Origin of the sequence: Vibrio splendidus (assembly GCF_024347615.1) — a bacterium.
Classification (GTDB): Bacteria; Pseudomonadota; Gammaproteobacteria; order Enterobacterales; family Vibrionaceae; genus Vibrio; species Vibrio splendidus.
On the sequence record NZ_AP025508.1, the window covers coordinates 77,271 to 93,823 of the forward strand.

At 45.0% G+C, this 16,553-nt stretch carries 13 protein-coding genes; 7 read left to right on the forward strand and 6 right to left on the reverse strand.

Features of this window, described 5'->3' with window-relative positions; translation table 11 throughout:
• The first annotated feature begins 471 nt into the window (after positions 1 to 471).
• A complete protein-coding gene (gene polA / locus OCU90_RS00360) occupies positions 472 to 3,285 on the forward strand; it encodes a DNA polymerase I (protein ID WP_061023654.1) in 2,814 nt (937 codons plus the stop codon).
• Positions 3,286 to 3,478: 193 nt separating this feature from the next.
• Entirely contained in the window at positions 3,479 to 3,526 is a 48-nt protein-coding gene (locus OCU90_RS26195; RefSeq protein ID WP_438356636.1) for a hypothetical protein, read from the forward strand.
• A 266-nt stretch (positions 3,527 to 3,792) separates the two neighbouring features.
• Here the strand turns inward: OCU90_RS26195 and OCU90_RS00365 are convergent, their stop codons facing one another.
• Positions 3,793 to 4,392 carry a hypothetical protein gene (locus OCU90_RS00365; protein WP_017081700.1) on the reverse strand — a complete coding sequence of 200 codons (600 nt, stop codon included), beginning with the start codon at positions 4,390 to 4,392 and terminating at the stop codon, positions 3,793 to 3,795.
• Between the two features lie 218 nt (positions 4,393 to 4,610).
• A complete protein-coding gene (gene yihA, locus OCU90_RS00370; protein WP_004735573.1) occupies positions 4,611 to 5,270 on the reverse strand; it encodes a ribosome biogenesis GTP-binding protein YihA/YsxC in 660 nt (219 codons plus the stop codon).
• A gap of 148 nt (positions 5,271 to 5,418) precedes the next feature.
• On the opposite strand from yihA, the gene OCU90_RS00375 reads away from it, so the two are divergent.
• The 5 genes from OCU90_RS00375 to hemN all read left to right on the forward strand — a co-directional run bounded on the left by OCU90_RS00375 (position 5,419) and on the right by hemN (position 10,022).
• Complete coding sequence (locus tag OCU90_RS00375) at positions 5,419 to 6,036, forward strand: c-type cytochrome (RefSeq protein WP_004735574.1); 618 nt, start codon at positions 5,419 to 5,421, stop codon at positions 6,034 to 6,036.
• 557 nt (positions 6,037 to 6,593) lie between these two features.
• Positions 6,594 to 7,232 carry a class I SAM-dependent methyltransferase gene (locus OCU90_RS00380; RefSeq protein WP_004735576.1) on the forward strand — a complete coding sequence of 213 codons (639 nt, stop codon included), beginning with the start codon at positions 6,594 to 6,596 and terminating at the stop codon, positions 7,230 to 7,232.
• Entirely contained in the window at positions 7,232 to 7,789 is a 558-nt protein-coding gene (yihI, locus tag OCU90_RS00385) for a Der GTPase-activating protein YihI (protein WP_004735577.1), read from the forward strand. The genes OCU90_RS00380 and yihI overlap by 1 nt, the downstream gene beginning before the upstream one ends.
• Positions 7,790 to 7,795: 6 nt before the next feature.
• Positions 7,796 to 8,284, forward strand: a complete 489-nt coding sequence (locus tag OCU90_RS00390) for a DUF2489 domain-containing protein (protein ID WP_061023656.1) — start codon at positions 7,796 to 7,798, stop codon at positions 8,282 to 8,284.
• Positions 8,285 to 8,630: 346 nt separating this feature from the next.
• Positions 8,631 to 10,022: an oxygen-independent coproporphyrinogen III oxidase gene (gene hemN, locus OCU90_RS00395; RefSeq protein ID WP_061023658.1), complete on the forward strand. Its 1,392-nt coding sequence runs from the start codon at positions 8,631 to 8,633 to the stop codon at positions 10,020 to 10,022.
• A gap of 91 nt (positions 10,023 to 10,113) precedes the next feature.
• Here hemN and gepA read toward each other — a convergent pair whose 3' ends face one another.
• The 4 genes from gepA to OCU90_RS00415 form a co-directional block, all read right to left on the reverse strand.
• The gene (gene gepA, locus OCU90_RS00400; protein ID WP_061023659.1) at positions 10,114 to 12,732 is read right to left on the reverse strand and encodes a phosphodiesterase GepA; all 2,619 of its coding nucleotides are present in this window, start codon (positions 12,730 to 12,732) and stop codon (positions 10,114 to 10,116) included.
• 107 nt (positions 12,733 to 12,839) lie between these two features.
• A complete protein-coding gene (gene glnG / locus OCU90_RS00405) occupies positions 12,840 to 14,243 on the reverse strand; it encodes a nitrogen regulation protein NR(I) (RefSeq protein ID WP_017081697.1) in 1,404 nt (467 codons plus the stop codon).
• Positions 14,244 to 14,365: 122 nt separating this feature from the next.
• The gene (glnL, locus tag OCU90_RS00410; protein ID WP_061023661.1) at positions 14,366 to 15,442 is read right to left on the reverse strand and encodes a nitrogen regulation protein NR(II); all 1,077 of its coding nucleotides are present in this window, start codon (positions 15,440 to 15,442) and stop codon (positions 14,366 to 14,368) included.
• A 168-nt stretch (positions 15,443 to 15,610) separates the two neighbouring features.
• Positions 15,611 to 16,180: a DUF4124 domain-containing protein gene (locus OCU90_RS00415; RefSeq protein ID WP_061023663.1), complete on the reverse strand. Its 570-nt coding sequence runs from the start codon at positions 16,178 to 16,180 to the stop codon at positions 15,611 to 15,613.
• Positions 16,181 to 16,553: the final 373 nt, after the last annotated feature.

A 16,553-nucleotide genomic window follows, 5' to 3' on the forward strand; every position in this document is an offset into this window, starting at 1 on the left:
CTTCCAGTGTAATTTATAGCTTTTAGGTAAAGCTGTGGTATTCAATTTGAATGGCTTTACCGGTTTTTGCTAGGCGACATCTTCGGGTGTCGCTTTTTTTATACCTCCATTTCAACAAGATGCATATTTAGTGGCACGTTTTTTTATGAATAAAACGCCATCAGCATTCTTTTCCACAATGCAAGATCGAGAAAAGATCGTTGATCATATGTTCGATCTGTAATTTTATCGTTTATTTTCAGTGGTTTATTTGCGTTTTTTCGGTGGTTTACCTTAGTTCTCAACAGGGTGGGTAAATAATATAAACAGAGTTATCCACAGAACGCTTGTGTCTAAGAACAAAAAATAACAACAAATCGATTATTACGAACACAACCGAGTGAACGGATACAGATCGACAACGTAGAATCCAACCAACAGACGTGGCATTCTTAACAGATAATTTCTGTACTTACTGGATTCACAAACATTATGGCTCGTATTCCTGATAATCCATTGATTCTGATCGATGGCTCTTCTTACCTATATCGCGCGTTCCATGCTTACCCTGGCACCATGAGCAATGGTGATATCCCAACGAATGCTGTTTATGGTGTGGTTAACATGCTACGCAGCATGATGCGTCAATTTGCTTCTGATCGTATTGCGGTTATTTTTGATGCGAAAGGGAAAACGTTCCGTGATGATATGTACCCAGAGTACAAAGCAAACCGCCCACCTATGCCTGACGATCTTCGTTGCCAGATAGAACCATTGCACAATGTGATTCGTGCGATGGGTTTACCACTTATCTCTATTCCCGGCGTTGAAGCAGATGACGTGATTGGTACGTTGGCTTCTCAAGCTTCTGCGATGGGTATGCCTGTGCTTATTAGTACCGGTGATAAAGATATGGCGCAGCTGGTCGATGACAACGTTACCCTAATCAACACCATGACCAACGTGGTGATGGATCGTGAAGGTGTTATTGAGAAGTTTGGTATTCCGCCTGAGCTTATTATCGATTATCTCGCGCTGATGGGCGATAAAGTAGATAACATTCCGGGCATTCCAGGTGTTGGCGATAAGACTGCGACGGCATTGCTGCAAGGTATCGGTAGTATCGAAAAGTTGTATCAAAATCTTGATGATATTGCGGCGCTTGGTTTCCGTGGTTCGAAAACCATGGCTAAGAAGCTGGCTGATAATAAAGACAATGCTGATATGTCTTACCAGCTTGCGACAATTAAGTTAGATGTTGAACTTGAAGAGACACCAGAGTCACTCGTCAAAGCACAGCCAAATATCGACGAGCTGATCAAACTATACGGCCAACTGGTTTTCAAATCTTGGTTGAACGAGCTGCTTGAAGGTGGTAGTGGTGTGGTTGAGGCGGATGAAAGATCTGCAGCAACGGGAGCTGGTTCAGTACGCAGCAGCGCTTCTGCAACAACGTCTACCGTGGAGATGAATACGTCTGCCGTGACGATTGATCGCAGCAACTACGAAACGATTCTAGATGAAGCGTCATTCAATGTTTGGCTAGAAAAGCTTAAAGCAGCTGAATTGTTTGCTTTCGATACTGAAACAGACAGCTTAGATTACATGGTCGCGAACCTCGTTGGCTTGTCATTCGCAACCGAAGAAGGCGTTGCCGCTTACGTGCCGGTTGCTCATGATTACCTAGATGCACCGCAGCAGCTGGACCGTGATTGGGTACTTGAACAGCTTAAGCCGATTCTTGAAGATGATGTTCAAGCAAAAGTGGGTCAAAACCTGAAGTATGATATGAGTGTGCTAGCGCGCTACGGTATCGAGATGAAGGGCATCAAACACGACACTATGTTGGCTTCTTACGTTTTCAATAGCGTAGGTGGCAAGCACGATATGGACAGCCTAGCGCTACGCTTCCTACAGCATAGCTGCATCTCATTTGAGCAAATCGCAGGTAAAGGTAAGAAACAACTTACTTTCAACCAGATTGAGCTGGGTGAAGCGTCTCCATACGCTGCAGAAGATGCTGACGTGACACTACGTCTGCATAACCGCCTGATGGAAAACATCGAGCAAGATGAAAAGCTTAAAACCATCTATGAAGAAATCGAAGTACCACTGATTCCTGTGATGTCTCGCATTGAGCGTACTGGCGTATTCATCGATGACATGCTGCTAGGGGCTCAATCACAAGAGATTGCGGTTCGTCTGGATGAGTTAGAGCAGAAAGCTTACGAGATTGCAGAGCAAGAGTTCAACATGAACTCGCCAAAACAGCTGCAAGCGATCCTGTTTGAAAAAATGGGTCTACCGGTTATCAAGAAAACGCCATCAGGTGCGCCTTCAACTAACGAAGAAGTGTTGCAAGAGCTGGCCCTTGATTACCCGTTGCCTAAGCTGATCATTGAGTATCGTGGTCTTGCGAAGCTTAAGTCGACGTACACAGATAAACTACCGAAGATGATCAACGCTGAAACGGGTCGCGTTCATACTTCTTACCACCAAGCGGTAACGGCAACCGGTCGTTTGTCTTCGACGGATCCAAACCTACAAAATATCCCAATTCGTAATGAAGAGGGTCGTCGTATTCGCCAAGCATTCGTTGCACAACATGGTTGGAAGATCCTAGCGGTCGATTACTCTCAAATTGAATTGCGTATCATGGCGCACCTATCGGGTGATAAAGCGCTGCTGGAAGCGTTCCAACAAGGCAAAGATATTCACGCGGCAACGGCTGCTGAGATTATCGGCGTGGCTATTGATCAAGTTACCACTGAACAGCGTCGTCGTGCTAAAGCCGTTAACTTCGGCCTTATTTACGGCATGAGTGCCTTTGGCTTGGCTAAGCAACTGGGTATTCCTCGTGGTGAAGCACAGCACTACATGGACACTTACTTTGAACGCTACCCTGGTGTAATGCAGTACATGGAAGACACACGCAGCGCGGCTTCAGAGCAAGGCTTCGTTGAAACCATTTACGGTCGTCGTTTGCACCTGCCTGAAATTCAATCTCGTAATGGCATGCGTCGTAAAGCCGCTGAGCGTGCGGCGATCAATGCGCCAATGCAAGGTACGGCGGCAGACATTATCAAGAAAGCGATGTTGTTAGTGGATGAATGGATTCAAGCGGAAGGCGATGGTCGTGTGAAGCTATTGATGCAAGTACACGATGAATTGGTATTTGAAGTTCAAGAGTCAGCTTTAGCCGAAATTGAAAGTAAAGTACAACAATTGATGGAGTCAGCCGCTGATCTAGAAGTACCGTTAGTCGCGGAAGCAGGCCACGGTGACAACTGGGATCAAGCCCACTAATCAGTTTTTGACCTTATTGAGTGAATTAGTATGAGCCAGTGCACAAACACTGGCTTTTTTTTGTCTCGAATAAAGTTGAGCCGTAAGAAGAGTTTAGGTGTTTTAATAAAACATTCATGAAAAAAAACTACAAAAATTGTTTTCATTTCTGAGCAATTGTTGTACATTAAATCTTGTAGGGTACAGAGGTAAGATGTTCTATCTTTCAGACCTTTTGTTTCACGTTATTGGATTAGGCTGATTCAGCCGCCCCAGTCAGTATTTGACTGGGGCGTTTTTTCTTGTGCGAAAGAAAAATATTTCTAACCTACTATTACTCCCGCAACCCCGCCCTTTTTAGTGTCTTTTCTTACGCTTTCTCAAGCACAGTGATAAACACCTGATTTGCCTTAGATCTGGAACTCGATCAGCATTTGGTAATTTAAATCCGTCTCTAATTTAATTGTTTTATCATTTAAAATAACTTTTATTTTACAAGTTGCCGATAAAGGATTGATCGCTTACACCTTATTTATCAGTGTATTGAGTGGGTGAATGCTCAATGTAATCCATGATTTCTTGTTGTTTCTCAGTACTGTATTTCAGCGCTTCGGCGGTGATTTGGATGGATTGCGCCATAGAAGAGATATTGTTGGTCGCTTTCACCAAGGTTTGCTGCATGGGTTTTAGGATGAGTAGGTAGATAGCAGTCAAAGCGATAACAATGACAGCGATAACGGCTGCTAACGCAATGATGATCTTGGTCTGAATATCATCCAACAGCATTTGACTGGTCTTTTTAAAGGCGAGTCGAGATTGGTCTAAGGCTTGTGGGAGTTGATTGAGTGATGTTTTGGTAGAGCTCGCAAGCTTGTTGATGCTTTCAACGGTTTGGTTCAGAGCTTGTTGTTGGTCTTCACTAAGGTTGGGGTTGTTGACGATCGCCTGCAAAGATTGCGATATCACCTCAAGAGACTCACTCGCATCTTGAGCGTATTTTTCCATACCATCTAAGTCTAAGGTCATATCAACATTGATCAGTGGGGCTTGTTCTTGTTCTGCTTCAGAGGCGAACCCTGTCAATGAGACCAGCATTAGTGCAATGATGGCCAACGGTGTTTTCCACATGAGTATTCCTTTCTCATTGTTCTGTTTATTTAGATGTGTCTTTTAGTATGGTTCACTTCTCTCGTTTCTAACTGATTAATCTTGTCTTTAATTCTCAAGACTTAGGTTTAACTCACTAATTTTTGAGCAAAAAAATACCCCACCTATATAAGGAAGGGTATTGATAAGGCTAAATCACGTGTTGTCAGTGCTCTAACCTATAGCGATAAGTAGAGGAATTACTCTGAGTCGTTGTGCTCTTCGTCCGCTAGCTCATCAATGATCTGATCAGCAAACACTGGGGCAAACCACTCATCCATCTTGGCACGCAGTTGATCAACGCCGATACCCTTCATTGAAGAGAAGACATCAACCGCAACATCACCACCGAAAGATTTCGCATCATTACGGATTTTCAGTAGCTGTGCTTTACGCGCACCACTTTTCAGTTTGTCTGCTTTTGTTAACAAAACTTGTACTGGGATGCGGCTATCGATAGCCCAGTAGATCATTTGTTGGTCAAGGTCTTTCATTGGGTGACGGATATCCATCAATACCACTAAACCTTTCAGGCTTTCACGTCGTTGTAGGTATTCGCCTAGCGACTTCTGCCATTTTTTCTTCATCTCAAGCGGGACTTGAGCAAAGCCATATCCTGGTAAATCGACGATATGACAACCGTCCGTTACCTTAAATAGGTTAATTAGCTGAGTTCGACCGGGTGTTTTACTGGTTTTCGCCAAGCCTTTTTGGTTTGTAACGCGATTTAGCGCGCTAGATTTACCAGCATTGGAGCGTCCTGCAAACGCAATTTCGATCCCTTCGTCTTCTGGTAAATGACGAATATCAGGTGCACTGGTAATGAAATGCGTGTTTTGATAATGAATTTTTACGCTCACTGTTAACTCCATCTCGACTTTGTGTAGTCGATTGATTACTTTTTTGTGAATTTGTGTAAAATAACCGTGCTCGGCATAAGGTCGCCTATTGTACCATGAGTGGCAACATAGAGTGGTACTGGAAGCTTGATAATTATAATGGAATGTCATGAAGAAATTAGCGCTAATTTTGAGTCTTTTAGCCAGCTGCTCAGTATGGGCTCAAGGTAGTATTGAAGCTGGTAAAGCCAAATCACAAACATGTGTTGCCTGCCACGGTGCTGACGGCAACAGTCTGATCACTCAGTACCCTAAGCTGGCTGGTCAACATGAGAAGTACCTAGAGAAGCAGTTAAAAGAGCTTAAGCTCGGTATGACTAGTGGTGGTAAGCAAGGTCGTAATGAACCTGTAATGGGTGCAATGGCGATGTCTTTATCTGAAGAAGATATGGCTGACCTAGCGGCGTACTACGCATCGCTACCTATCTCTAGTAACTCTACTCCTGAGAACGTAGTAGATGAAGGTAAGGTTCTTTACACCGCGGGTAACGCAGAACGCGGCGTAACGGCGTGTATTGCTTGTCACGGTCCACGTGGTAACGGTACCGAACTTTCTGGTTTCCCTAAGATTTCAGGCCAGCACGCAGATTACATCAAGGCTCAACTTGAGAAATTCCGCGATGGTAGCCGTAATAACGACATGAATGCGATGATGCGTGATGTAGCTAAAAAGTTAACAGACGCAGATATTGATACCTTATCGAAGTACGTTGGTGGTTTACACTAATATGTCGGTTTCTTGCTCTTAGCCAGAGTAAAGAAATGTACGCTCGAGCGAGATTGAAGAGACGCCCCGATCAGTAATGGTCGGGGCGTTTTCTTTTGTATTGGTTTTATTAATATGTTTGTTGCTGATGTCTGATTTATCAATGTGTGATCGATTTGTGTACAAAAGTGTGAGCTTGAACTCTTGTAGTCTTTTTGTAACACGGTAAAGTAACGGCCATCAGCTAGGAGCTGACTTAGATACGGATGGTCATCTAGTCTAACGGTATAGACAGAAACGGATCAGGCTAGGACAGCCCAGCAACAAGGTGTTAGAAAAGGATAGCCAAAACTCATCAGGACGATGAACAACAAACAAATTTGGCATGGAAAGCACCAATAACAAATGGAGATTTGTGTACCAAGTTGAGTATGCAAATTTTGGCCGATATAGGCAGATTTAGAGAGCGATAGGTTTTCCTATCGCTTTTTTTATTGATTTGATGAAAAAACACCCAATACCTCTCCACTATAAACTCAGTTTCTGGTATGTTTCGCATCCCTGTTTAAGGATGTGCTATGTATACTTGCCCCTTATGCCATCACCAAGGCGTGAATCACTATTTTGAAGACAAACGCAGAGCCTATCTGCAATGTCAGCAATGTGAACTGGTATTTGTTAAACCTGAACAAAGGTTAGAAGCAAAAGAAGAGAAAGCACACTATGATCTCCATGAGAACGATCCTAGTGATGCAGGCTATCGCCGTTTTCTATCTCGCATCGCGGATCCACTAACAGACAAAATTTCATCTAACTCACACGGGTTGGATTTTGGTTGTGGCCCAGGCCCTACGCTATCTATTATGTTAGAAGAAGCCGGACACACCATGGAGTTGTACGATATCTATTACCACCCAGAAGCTTCTGTGTTGGAAAAAACGTATGACTTTATGACTGCCACGGAGGTGATAGAGCATCTTTATCACCCAGACAAAGTGTGGCAGCAATGGTTGAATTTAGTTAAACCCAAGGGCTGGATTGGTCTTATGACTAAACTAGTAATAGACGTAGACGCGTTTGCTGGTTGGCACTACAAGAATGACCCGACACATGTCGTCTTCTTTAGTCGTCAAACATTCCAGTTTTTGGCAGAGCGGGATAAGCTCGAACTAGAATTTTTTGGAAATGATGTAATTTTACTGAGGAAAGTGCAGTAATGGGTCGTAGTAAGAAATCAAGAAAACCGGGAGCACTTGGCGCTCCGGAACCTATGGTTACTCGTAACCGTAGTGAATCTGATGTTGAAGGTCGTGAACGTAAGCGTGTTAAAAAGCGTAAAGGCCTTAAGTCGGGCAGCCGTCACTCAGATGGTAGCGAAGCAAAACAGCGTAAAGCTGCACTAGCTCGCGACCCTCGTTTAGGCAGCAAGAAAAAAATCCCGCTGATTGTTGAACCAGCGAAGAAGTCGACGAAACAAGAGCGCAAGCTATCTAACGAACAAGAGTTAGAGATGCTTGAGAATGATGCTCAATTGAACACATTGCTAGATCGTATCGAAAATGGTGAAAACCTAGGTGCTGGTCTGCAGAAGTTTGTTGATGAGAAACTTGATCGTATCGAACACCTAATGGGCCGCTTAGGTCTGCTAGAGCCAGAAGACGATGAAGAAGAGATCTTCGAAGAAGCACCGGTTGCATCTAAGAAGAAAGCAAGCTCTGACGAAGACTTGCTATCTCAATTCGAAGATTTCGACTTAGACAGCTTTAAAGGTTAATAGCCAATGAACGTAACCTTATTAGCAATTGCTGGTGGAATTATCATTCTCGGCTTGGGCTCTTACGCAGGTTACCTTCTACTTCAAGTGAAGAAGCAGACGGAGTTGCAAAAGCAGCATCGAGCACTTGCCATTGAAAAACGTAACGCGACGATTTACGAAAACGTAAATACTTTGTGCTTAGCGGGTATTCAAGGCCAGTGTGACTTACCTGAGATTAGTATCCGAGTGTGTATCATTATGGATAACGTTCAGGGTGATGAGCGTGTCGATTTTGATTCTGAGTATCCTGCTCTTTCTGAGCTGTACCATATCGTAAAAGATATGGCTCGCGGAGACGGAAGGCAGGAACTGACGAAGAAAGAGCGCATGCAGCAGAATCTCACACGCCATAAGGCGGAGACTCGCTTGAATGATGCGGTCATTGAAGATTTGAAAAGGTTGCAGGAGAAGGTTAAGCCTCTCAATAACCAAATCAACATTCAGATGATCTAGTCACTAAGACTTTTAAATATAGAGGCTTGTTTAACATTCAGTTTTAAGACGCGCTGCTTTTAATACCTATGCATTTAAGACTTTTTGTCCTAAATGCATCTTGTTTTTAAGTCGCCTTGTCTTTTAATAGACGATGTTAAATGAGCCTTCTTACCTTTTGCGTCTCGTTAATCCCGACGCTTTGTTAGTGATCAAGCTAGCAGTTCTGAGTTTTTGTCTGAAAAATTGATTTTGTCTTGGAACGACCTTACTGGTCGTGTGGCAAAATAACCCGTCTATATTTTAATGTATGTAAAATGATTTGAGAGACCTTAGGTTCTCGCGGATCTAAATTGGAATTACCGCTATGTCGAGCAAGCCAGTAACAACGAATCAGCAAATCGTTTGGGATCAAGAGATCTTAAACAAGTACAACTATTCGGGACCTCGTTACACTTCATATCCAACAGCGTTGGAGTTTCATGAAGCGTTTACCGTCGCTGATTACGACATGGCGTGTACTCAGTACCCTGAGCGTCCACTCTCTCTTTACGTGCATATCCCGTTCTGTCATAAGCTTTGTTACTACTGTGGTTGTAATAAAGTCATTACTCGTCACTCGCATAAAGCGGATGAGTACTTAGATGTGATTGAACATGAAATCCGCCAGCGCGCCTCTTTGTTGAATGGCCGTGAAGTGACGCAATTGCACTTCGGTGGTGGTACGCCAACGTTCTTGACCAAAACACAAATTACTCGCTTGATGATGATTCTGCGTGAGGAATTTAACTTCACAGCTGACGCTGAAATCAGTATTGAAGTTGACCCGCGTGAGATTGAGCTAGACGTACTTGACCACCTGCGTAACGAAGGCTTCAACCGCCTGAGCATTGGTGTGCAAGACTTCAATAAAGAAGTGCAGAAACTGGTTAACCGTGAGCAAGATGAAGAGTTCATCATTGCGATGGTTAAACGTGCGAAAGAGCTAGGCTTCCGTTCAACCAACCTTGATTTGATCTATGGCTTACCAAAGCAGACTCAAGCTTTGTTCGCGGAAACATTGAAGCAAGTGTTAGAAATGAAACCGGGTCGTTTATCGGTATTTAACTACGCACACATGCCGCAACTGTTTGCCGCGCAGCGTAAGATTAAAGATGAAGACTTACCTGAACCAAAAGAGAAAATGGCAATCCTCCAAGATACCATTGAGACTTTAACGGGCGCGGGCTACCAGTTTATTGGTATGGATCACTTTGCTCTGCCTGAAGACGAGCTTGCAGTAGCACAGCGTGAAGGTATTCTGCATCGTAACTTCCAAGGCTACACGACCCAAGGTGAAGCTGACCTAATTGGTTTCGGTGTTTCTGCTATCTCAATGGTCGGTGATGCTTACGCTCAAAACCAGAAAGAGCTGAAGAAGTACTACGCTCAAGTGAATGACCTGCGCCACGCGCTTTGGAAAGGTGTTGCTCTAGACAGTGATGACCTTCTACGTCGTGAAGTGATCAAACAGCTTATCTGTAACTTTAAGCTTGATAAAACCATGATCGAATCTGAGTTCTTGGTTAACTTTAATCGTTACTTCAAAGAAGATTTAGGGCTACTGCAAACCTTCATCAACGATGAGTTGGTTGAAGTCGACGACAAAGAAATCCGCGTGACTTTGCGTGGCCGTTTGCTGATTCGTAACATCTGTATGTGTTTCGATAAATACCTACGTGCTAAGGCTCGCCAACAGCAGTTCTCTCGTGTGATTTAATCGTTCGATTGAGAATAAAAACATAAAAAATGCCAGCATCATGCTGGCATTTTTGTATCTGTGTCTTGCTAACGGAAGACTTTCTACCTGACTAGGTGACACCCTTTTTGGTGCTTTGTTTACTTTTGGTCATTTGTTTGGCTTCGTTATTCGGTTGAGCGTTGGTATTCTTTTGAACATTGATGAGATCGGTTGGCCACTGATCAAACGGAACTGGACGACTGTATAAGAACCCTTGAGCCAGTGGGCATTTTAGTTGCTTGAGGAGTTCTGCCTGTTGCTGTTTTTCAACGCCTTCTGCCACTAAGCTCACTTTGAAACCTTTGGTGATGTTAACGATGGCCGCGACGATCGAGCTGTCTAGGTTCTCTTTTTCGAGCTTGCTGACGAAGCTACGATCGATCTTTAAGCAATCAAATGGCAGTTTGTGTAAATAAGCCAGTGACGAATAGCCGGTACCAAAGTCATCAATTGCAATCGAGATGCCTAATGCTTTTAGCGTCAGCATGTTATCGATGATGGCTGGGTCATTGTCGACGATGCGTGACTCAGTGATCTCAAGTGTTAGGTTGCTTGCTGGTAGCTTGGTGTCACGTAGCGTGCCTTTTACTTGTTCAACAAAGCCACTTTCACTCAGTTGATCGACCGACAGGTTGACGTGAATAGAGAAGTCCTTGCTCCATTTTCCTGACTCAATCGCGATGGCAGTATCGCGACACGACTTATGTAGAATTTGCTTGCCGATATCGTAAATCAGCCCGCTCTCTTCAGCGAGAGGGATGAATTCAAGTGGTGAAATTACGCCTTCATCGGCTATCCAGCGTGCTAGAGCTTCAGCCCCAATGGTCGATCCGGATTCTAGATCAATAATAGGTTGATAGAAGGGTTCGAACTGTTGAAGTTCAATCGCTCGGTTCATCCGCGCCAGCATCTTAGTGCGATGTCTTGATGCTTTACCCATCTCAGGGCTGTAAATGCTGACACTAGCTTTGTCTTGTTTTGCGTTGCTCAAAGCAATGCTACTACTACGCAGCAATAGCGCAATGTCGTGGACGTTAGATACACCGACGACGCCCATCGATACCTTAATGACGACACTTTCTGATTCCATTGAAAATGGGGAAGCAAAGGTTTGAAGCAAGCGATTCGTCAGTAGTTGAGCTTCCTCGCTTTGGATGACGTTCGGGGCGTAAATGGCGAATTCATCACCACCAGTGCGAGCTAATAGGTACTCGGATGGCAATGTGCCTCTTAAACGAGCGGCCGCAATGATAAGCAATTGGTCACCATTGTAATGACCAAGGCTGTCATTGATGTCTCGGAAGCGATCAATACCCACTAAATAAAGTGTGCCTTTTTCGTTTGCAGGGTTTTTCTTGGCAGCGTCGATAAAGCCTTCGCGGCTGTATAGTTTGGTTAATGAGTCATAGGTAAGCTGAGACTGCAATGCTTGAAAGGAAGCCTTTAAGTTGTTGGCCATTTCATTGAATGACTCCACCAACATGCTGGTTTCATAGATATGCCCTGTCTTTGGCATGCTCGTGTCCCAATCGCCTTTAGCAAGACGCTTTGCCGCATCCGCTGTTGAGGTGATGGGTTGGGTTACGCGATTAAAGGCAATTAACCCAGCAATGACACCAATGCAACTCAGCGCTAGCCCGAGCAACCAACTGTTTCTTTGGTTTTCAGGTAATTCACCGAGTAGGTTGCTTTCAGGGATCGACATACCAATAAACCAAGTGATGCCGTGCTCATCTTCATAAGGGGTGATCTGGTTGAAGTATCGTTCGTTGTCTAGGCGAAAGCTAAAGCGCTGCACGCCCAAATTATCGATTAGGTGAAATTGGTCTACGTAGCTCGCACTTTCACGTATTACCGGGTTAGCACTCTCTGATGCCAGTAAGCGTTGGCCCTTATTGGTTTTCCCTGTTCCCCAAGAGACCACGCTACCTCCGCCCGAGTGAGCGACCAAGCGTTGCTGCTTATCAATGATATAAACAGAGGCATCCGTTTTATCTTTGAGTTCTTTGAGAAACGCATTGAAGGTATTGATCTTAATGTCGCTAACGACGACGGCTTTGAATTCGTTGTCATCATAGATAGGGGCGAGGGCAGATAAGGTGATCTCTTGGCGTTCATCTGCATTGGCATAAATTGGCGACCATACAGCCTTTTTTTGCGTCGCAACGGGTGTGTACCAAGGGCGGACTCTCGGGTCATAACCTGAAATTACCGATCGAATGTCTTCGCTGATCTTGCTGCCACGGTAAATGACCAGCTGATCGTTAGTACGCTCGTCTTGTACCATCAAGGTATAGCCGTTGTTAGCTTCTTTACGAAAACCGACATAGTTACCATCTTCAGAACCAAAGCCGATCACATCGAGTTGAGGTATAGCAGTGAAATGGTCTGAAAACGTATAAAGAATGTAGTCTTGGACCTTGCTAAGATTTCCCGCTTGGTAAAGGTGGTGGTAGCCGATGTTATGGCTGAGCGAGAGGTTCGCGTGAAATGGCTTTTCTAAAAAGTTGGACAGGCTTTGATGAACATGGTCGGTAAGTGATGTTAGTTGGCGTGCACTAACATCACTCACCATCTCTTTGTAGCTTTGCTTTTGAGTGAAAACCATTACGCTCATAGTGAACAGAAAAATCATCACGAATGGCAGAACCACAGCAGTTCTCAAGGTAATTTGTGTTTTCAAAGACATCTTTAGCTACAACTTAGTGAATGGCATACCTTAATTGTACCGACACTATTCAAACCAAGCGACCCTTTTTTGGTTAAAAAAGTAGCTGCATCGAGAATCATATCAGGTCAGTACAGTTCTTTTAGTTTACGAGTTAGAGTGTTTCTTCCCCAACCTAAAACCTTGGCTGCATCCTGTTTATGACCATTGGTATGGTTGAGTGCAGCCTCTAGCAGTATACGTTCAAACTCTGGCAGCGCATAAGTTAGTAGCTCTTTTTCTCCTGAGTCAAGCGCACACTTTGCCCAATTAGCGAGCAGTTGTTGCCAGTTGTCTCCAGTCCCTGAGGTCGTTACCACTTTTTCTTCCAACAGTTCTGGAGGCAAGTCTGAAGGGAGTATTTCACTGCCGCTCGCCATGACTGTGAGCCAACGACAGATGTTCTCAAGCTGACGTACGTTACCCGGCCAATTTAGCTGATTGAGCTTCATGATGGTCTCAGAGTGCAGTGTCTTCACTTCTACACCAAGCTCTTCTGCGGCGGATGCTAGGAAGTGGTGAGTCAGCTTTTCAATGTCCTGTTTACGTTCGCGCAGTGCCGGAATATGGATTCGGATAACGTTCAGTCGATGGAAAAGGTCTTCACGGAAACCACCGTCATGCACCAAGCGCTCAAGATCTTGGTGGGTTGCTGCAACGATACGAACATCAACTTTAACCGCAGAATGCCCACCGACGCGATAAAATTGGCCATCAGAAAGCACGCGCAGTAGTCGAGTCTGAATATCGAGTGGCATATCGCCTATTTCATCAAGAAACAGAGTACCGCCGTTGGCTTGTTCGAATCGTCCTTGGCGAACACTGTTAGCGCCAGTAAAGGCGCCTTTCTCGTGGCCAAACAGCTCTGATTCGATCAAGTCTTTAGGGATTGCCGCCATGTTTAACGCAATGAATGGCTTTTTAGCTCTTGGGCTGTGACGATGCAGCGCGTGCGCGACTAATTCTTTACCAGTCCCCGATTCACCATTAATAAGAACCGAAATGGATGAACGAGACAAACGGCCAATAGCTCGGAAAACTTCCTGCATTGCCGGTGCTTCACCGATGATTTCTGGTGCGTTGGTCTCTTCGGCTACTTCGCTGGCTTGTTCTCGTTTTTGCTCTTGGCTGTGTGCGATGGCTCGCTCTACTAGAGTCAGTGTCTCATCAATATCAAACGGCTTAGGCAGATACTCAAAAGCCCCTTTTTGATAAGCGTTCACCGCTGCATCGAGGTCTGAGTGCGCGGTCATAATGATCACTGGCAGGTCGGGAGAGCGCTGGTGAACTTGGTGTAACAGCTCAATCCCGTCAATGCCAGGCATGCGAATGTCGGACACCAAAACGTCTGGTGTCTCGCGCTCAAGAGCAAGCAATACGCTCTCAGCATCAGCAAATGTTTCGCACTTTATATCCGCAGATGAAAGTGTTTTCTCTACGACCCAGCGTATAGAACTGTCGTCATCAACGACCCAAACGTATCCCTTACTCATAATTCAATTCCTTTGCAGCCAAATCTATTGTGATAATCATTGTTGTTTTTATGATGTCTTTAATCTTTGTGTTACCGAGTTAAGCCTTTCGTCTCGCTGTCCAATCGCGAGGTTCTGTTGACCTAAATGGGTAGGTAAATCGTGAATGTGGTGTTACCCGGCCAGCTCTCAACATCAATTTTTCCATTGTGCTGATCGATCAGGTTTTGAGAAATCGATAGTCCCAGCCCTGTGCCACCCTCTCGTCCGCTGACCATCGGGTAAAACAGCGTGTCTTTTAAATCATCGGGGATGCCGGGGCCGTTATCGCTGATCTCAATGCGCGCTGCGAGTTTGTGTCGCTGCCCATGAATATTGGCTTGATGCACCGTTCTGGTGCGAATGGTGATTCTCCCTGATTCTTGGGCCTTTAAAATCTGCGCCGCGTTGCTCACGATATTGAGCATCGCTTGTTCAACTTGTGCTGAATCCATCAGAATGTCCGGTAAGCTCGGGTCGTAATCTCGTTCGATGGCGAGCGTTGAACCCGACTCGAGTTCTACGAGCTGCCTGACTTTCTCAAGTATCTGGTGTAGGTTCTCTTCTGACTTGGTCCCCGGTTTTTGAGGACCAAGCAGGCGATCGACTAACGCTCTTAGGCGGTCGGCTTGCTCAATAATGATCTGTGTATATTCATTAAGAGACTGATCAGGAAGCATTTTCCCAAGTAACTGCGCCGCACCTCTTAAGCCACCGAGTGGGTTCTTAATCTCATGTGCTAACCCGCGCACCAACAGCTTAGCTGCTTGTTGTTGTGCGTGTTGGTTGAGCTCTTGGCTGAGGCGTCTTTGCTGGTCTATCTTGCGCATCTCAACCAATAACAGTGTTTCTCGTTGCCAAGAGATTGGGCTAACCGTGACTTCAAGCATCAGTGGGCGGTTATCAACAACGAAGGTAACGTCACTGTCGGTAATGCTCTGGCCACTCTGTAGCGGTTGCGTCAGAAGCGCCAAATCCAGTGAGGCGTGTTGAATAAGTTGGCTCAGTGGATGATCGACGATGCGTCGCGCGCTTTGTGAAAAGAGTTGTTCAGCCGCCGGGTTGGCGTATCGGACATACAGTTGCTCATCGAGCATCAATGTTGAGGTCACCATATTGTCGAGAATGGCGCTGGAAAGATGATGTGTATCTATGCTGTCGCTTTTGGCTGATCGATTCACTATTTCGTCCTTGAACTGGTGTTTTTCTCACTGCACCAAATTGGTGCGTAGCTAAGTTCAAGTATGGCGCATATCAACCAGAAGCTAAAGATAATTCATTAGAGTCGCTGAAAGCTGCTTCGATTAGGTGAAAAGTAGAGGTAATTCAGTCTCTTTTAACACATTGGCCTACTTGAGCGTCGCTCGATGTAAATACACGGTGACTGGACTAGTAGATGCAATAAGCTTGCCGCTTCTATGTGCTTGAATTGCAATGGTGTGAGTACCTCGATCGATACCTTTCAGTTCCCAATTCGGTTGGGTTTGTGGGGCGCCGTAGCGACGACCATCGAGCATCAATTGCAACTGTTCTCCAATACCAAGTTTGCGGCTAAGTTCTATTTGAACAGGGATTAAGCCGCGGTTGCTACGGATAGTTTGGTCATGAACGGGAGTCAGCATGGTGAGGGCTAGTTGAGCTGGCGCCTCACGTTTCGTGCTTTCTGTTTTCTCTTGAGCCTGAGCTGGCGTTGCTGTTTTAGTTGTAGATGAAGCTGCAGCATCAACGGGAGTCGAGGCTTCAAATTTAGGAGCCGGCGCTGATGCTTGCACATCCGGTAGGTGAAGAGATTTGGCATCTTGGTCGGTAGGGGTATCACTAAAGTGGAGAACACCATCCTCATCCACCCAGGTATACACCGTTTGAGCAGAGCACGAGAGCGCGACTGTTAACCCGATCAGGAACAGTATATTTTTCATATCTTTAGCCTCTTTTCACCACTAGGTGATTTCACGTTTGGCGTTGGTTTTGTTATTGATTTTATTGTATTTATAGCAGCAGCCTCTGAGGGCTTTTGTTTAATACCAATCACAGTAAGTTGATGTTCACAAATAGCGCAGGAAAAAGGCTTGAGAACGAGACAGGATTTTTCGATAAGTAGTTATTCTACAATCAAAAATTCTAACGACGTTATCGAGTGTTTTAACAAGCTAGGGTGAGCAGTTATTTACTACGATTGGTATCGAATATGGTACGAGGAAGCTGGGAGAGGGAGTATATAAAAAAGGCCCGCCTGCGAGGCGAGCCTAATATTTAGTCAGCGATTCTTACAAGGTTGCAGTAAGAAATGGC

What these genes read in the sequence shown, in the direction of transcription:
- OCU90_RS00380 (WP_004735576.1), top strand. Translation starts at nt 6,594, where the DNA reads ATGTATACTTGCCCCTTATGCCATCACCAAGGCGTGAATCACTATTTT.
- OCU90_RS00365 (WP_017081700.1), bottom strand. Translation starts at nt 4,392, where the DNA reads ATGTGGAAAACACCGTTGGCCATCATTGCACTAATGCTGGTCTCATTG.
- polA (WP_061023654.1), top strand. Translation starts at nt 472, where the DNA reads ATGGCTCGTATTCCTGATAATCCATTGATTCTGATCGATGGCTCTTCT.
- gepA (WP_061023659.1), bottom strand. Translation starts at nt 12,732, where the DNA reads ATGTCTTTGAAAACACAAATTACCTTGAGAACTGCTGTGGTTCTGCCA.
- yihI (WP_004735577.1), top strand. Translation starts at nt 7,232, where the DNA reads ATGGGTCGTAGTAAGAAATCAAGAAAACCGGGAGCACTTGGCGCTCCG.
- OCU90_RS00390 (WP_061023656.1), top strand. Translation starts at nt 7,796, where the DNA reads ATGAACGTAACCTTATTAGCAATTGCTGGTGGAATTATCATTCTCGGC.
- OCU90_RS00415 (WP_061023663.1), bottom strand. Translation starts at nt 16,180, where the DNA reads ATGAAAAATATACTGTTCCTGATCGGGTTAACAGTCGCGCTCTCGTGC.
- glnG (WP_017081697.1), bottom strand. Translation starts at nt 14,243, where the DNA reads ATGAGTAAGGGATACGTTTGGGTCGTTGATGACGACAGTTCTATACGC.
- hemN (WP_061023658.1), top strand. Translation starts at nt 8,631, where the DNA reads ATGTCGAGCAAGCCAGTAACAACGAATCAGCAAATCGTTTGGGATCAA.
- OCU90_RS00375 (WP_004735574.1), top strand. Translation starts at nt 5,419, where the DNA reads ATGAAGAAATTAGCGCTAATTTTGAGTCTTTTAGCCAGCTGCTCAGTA.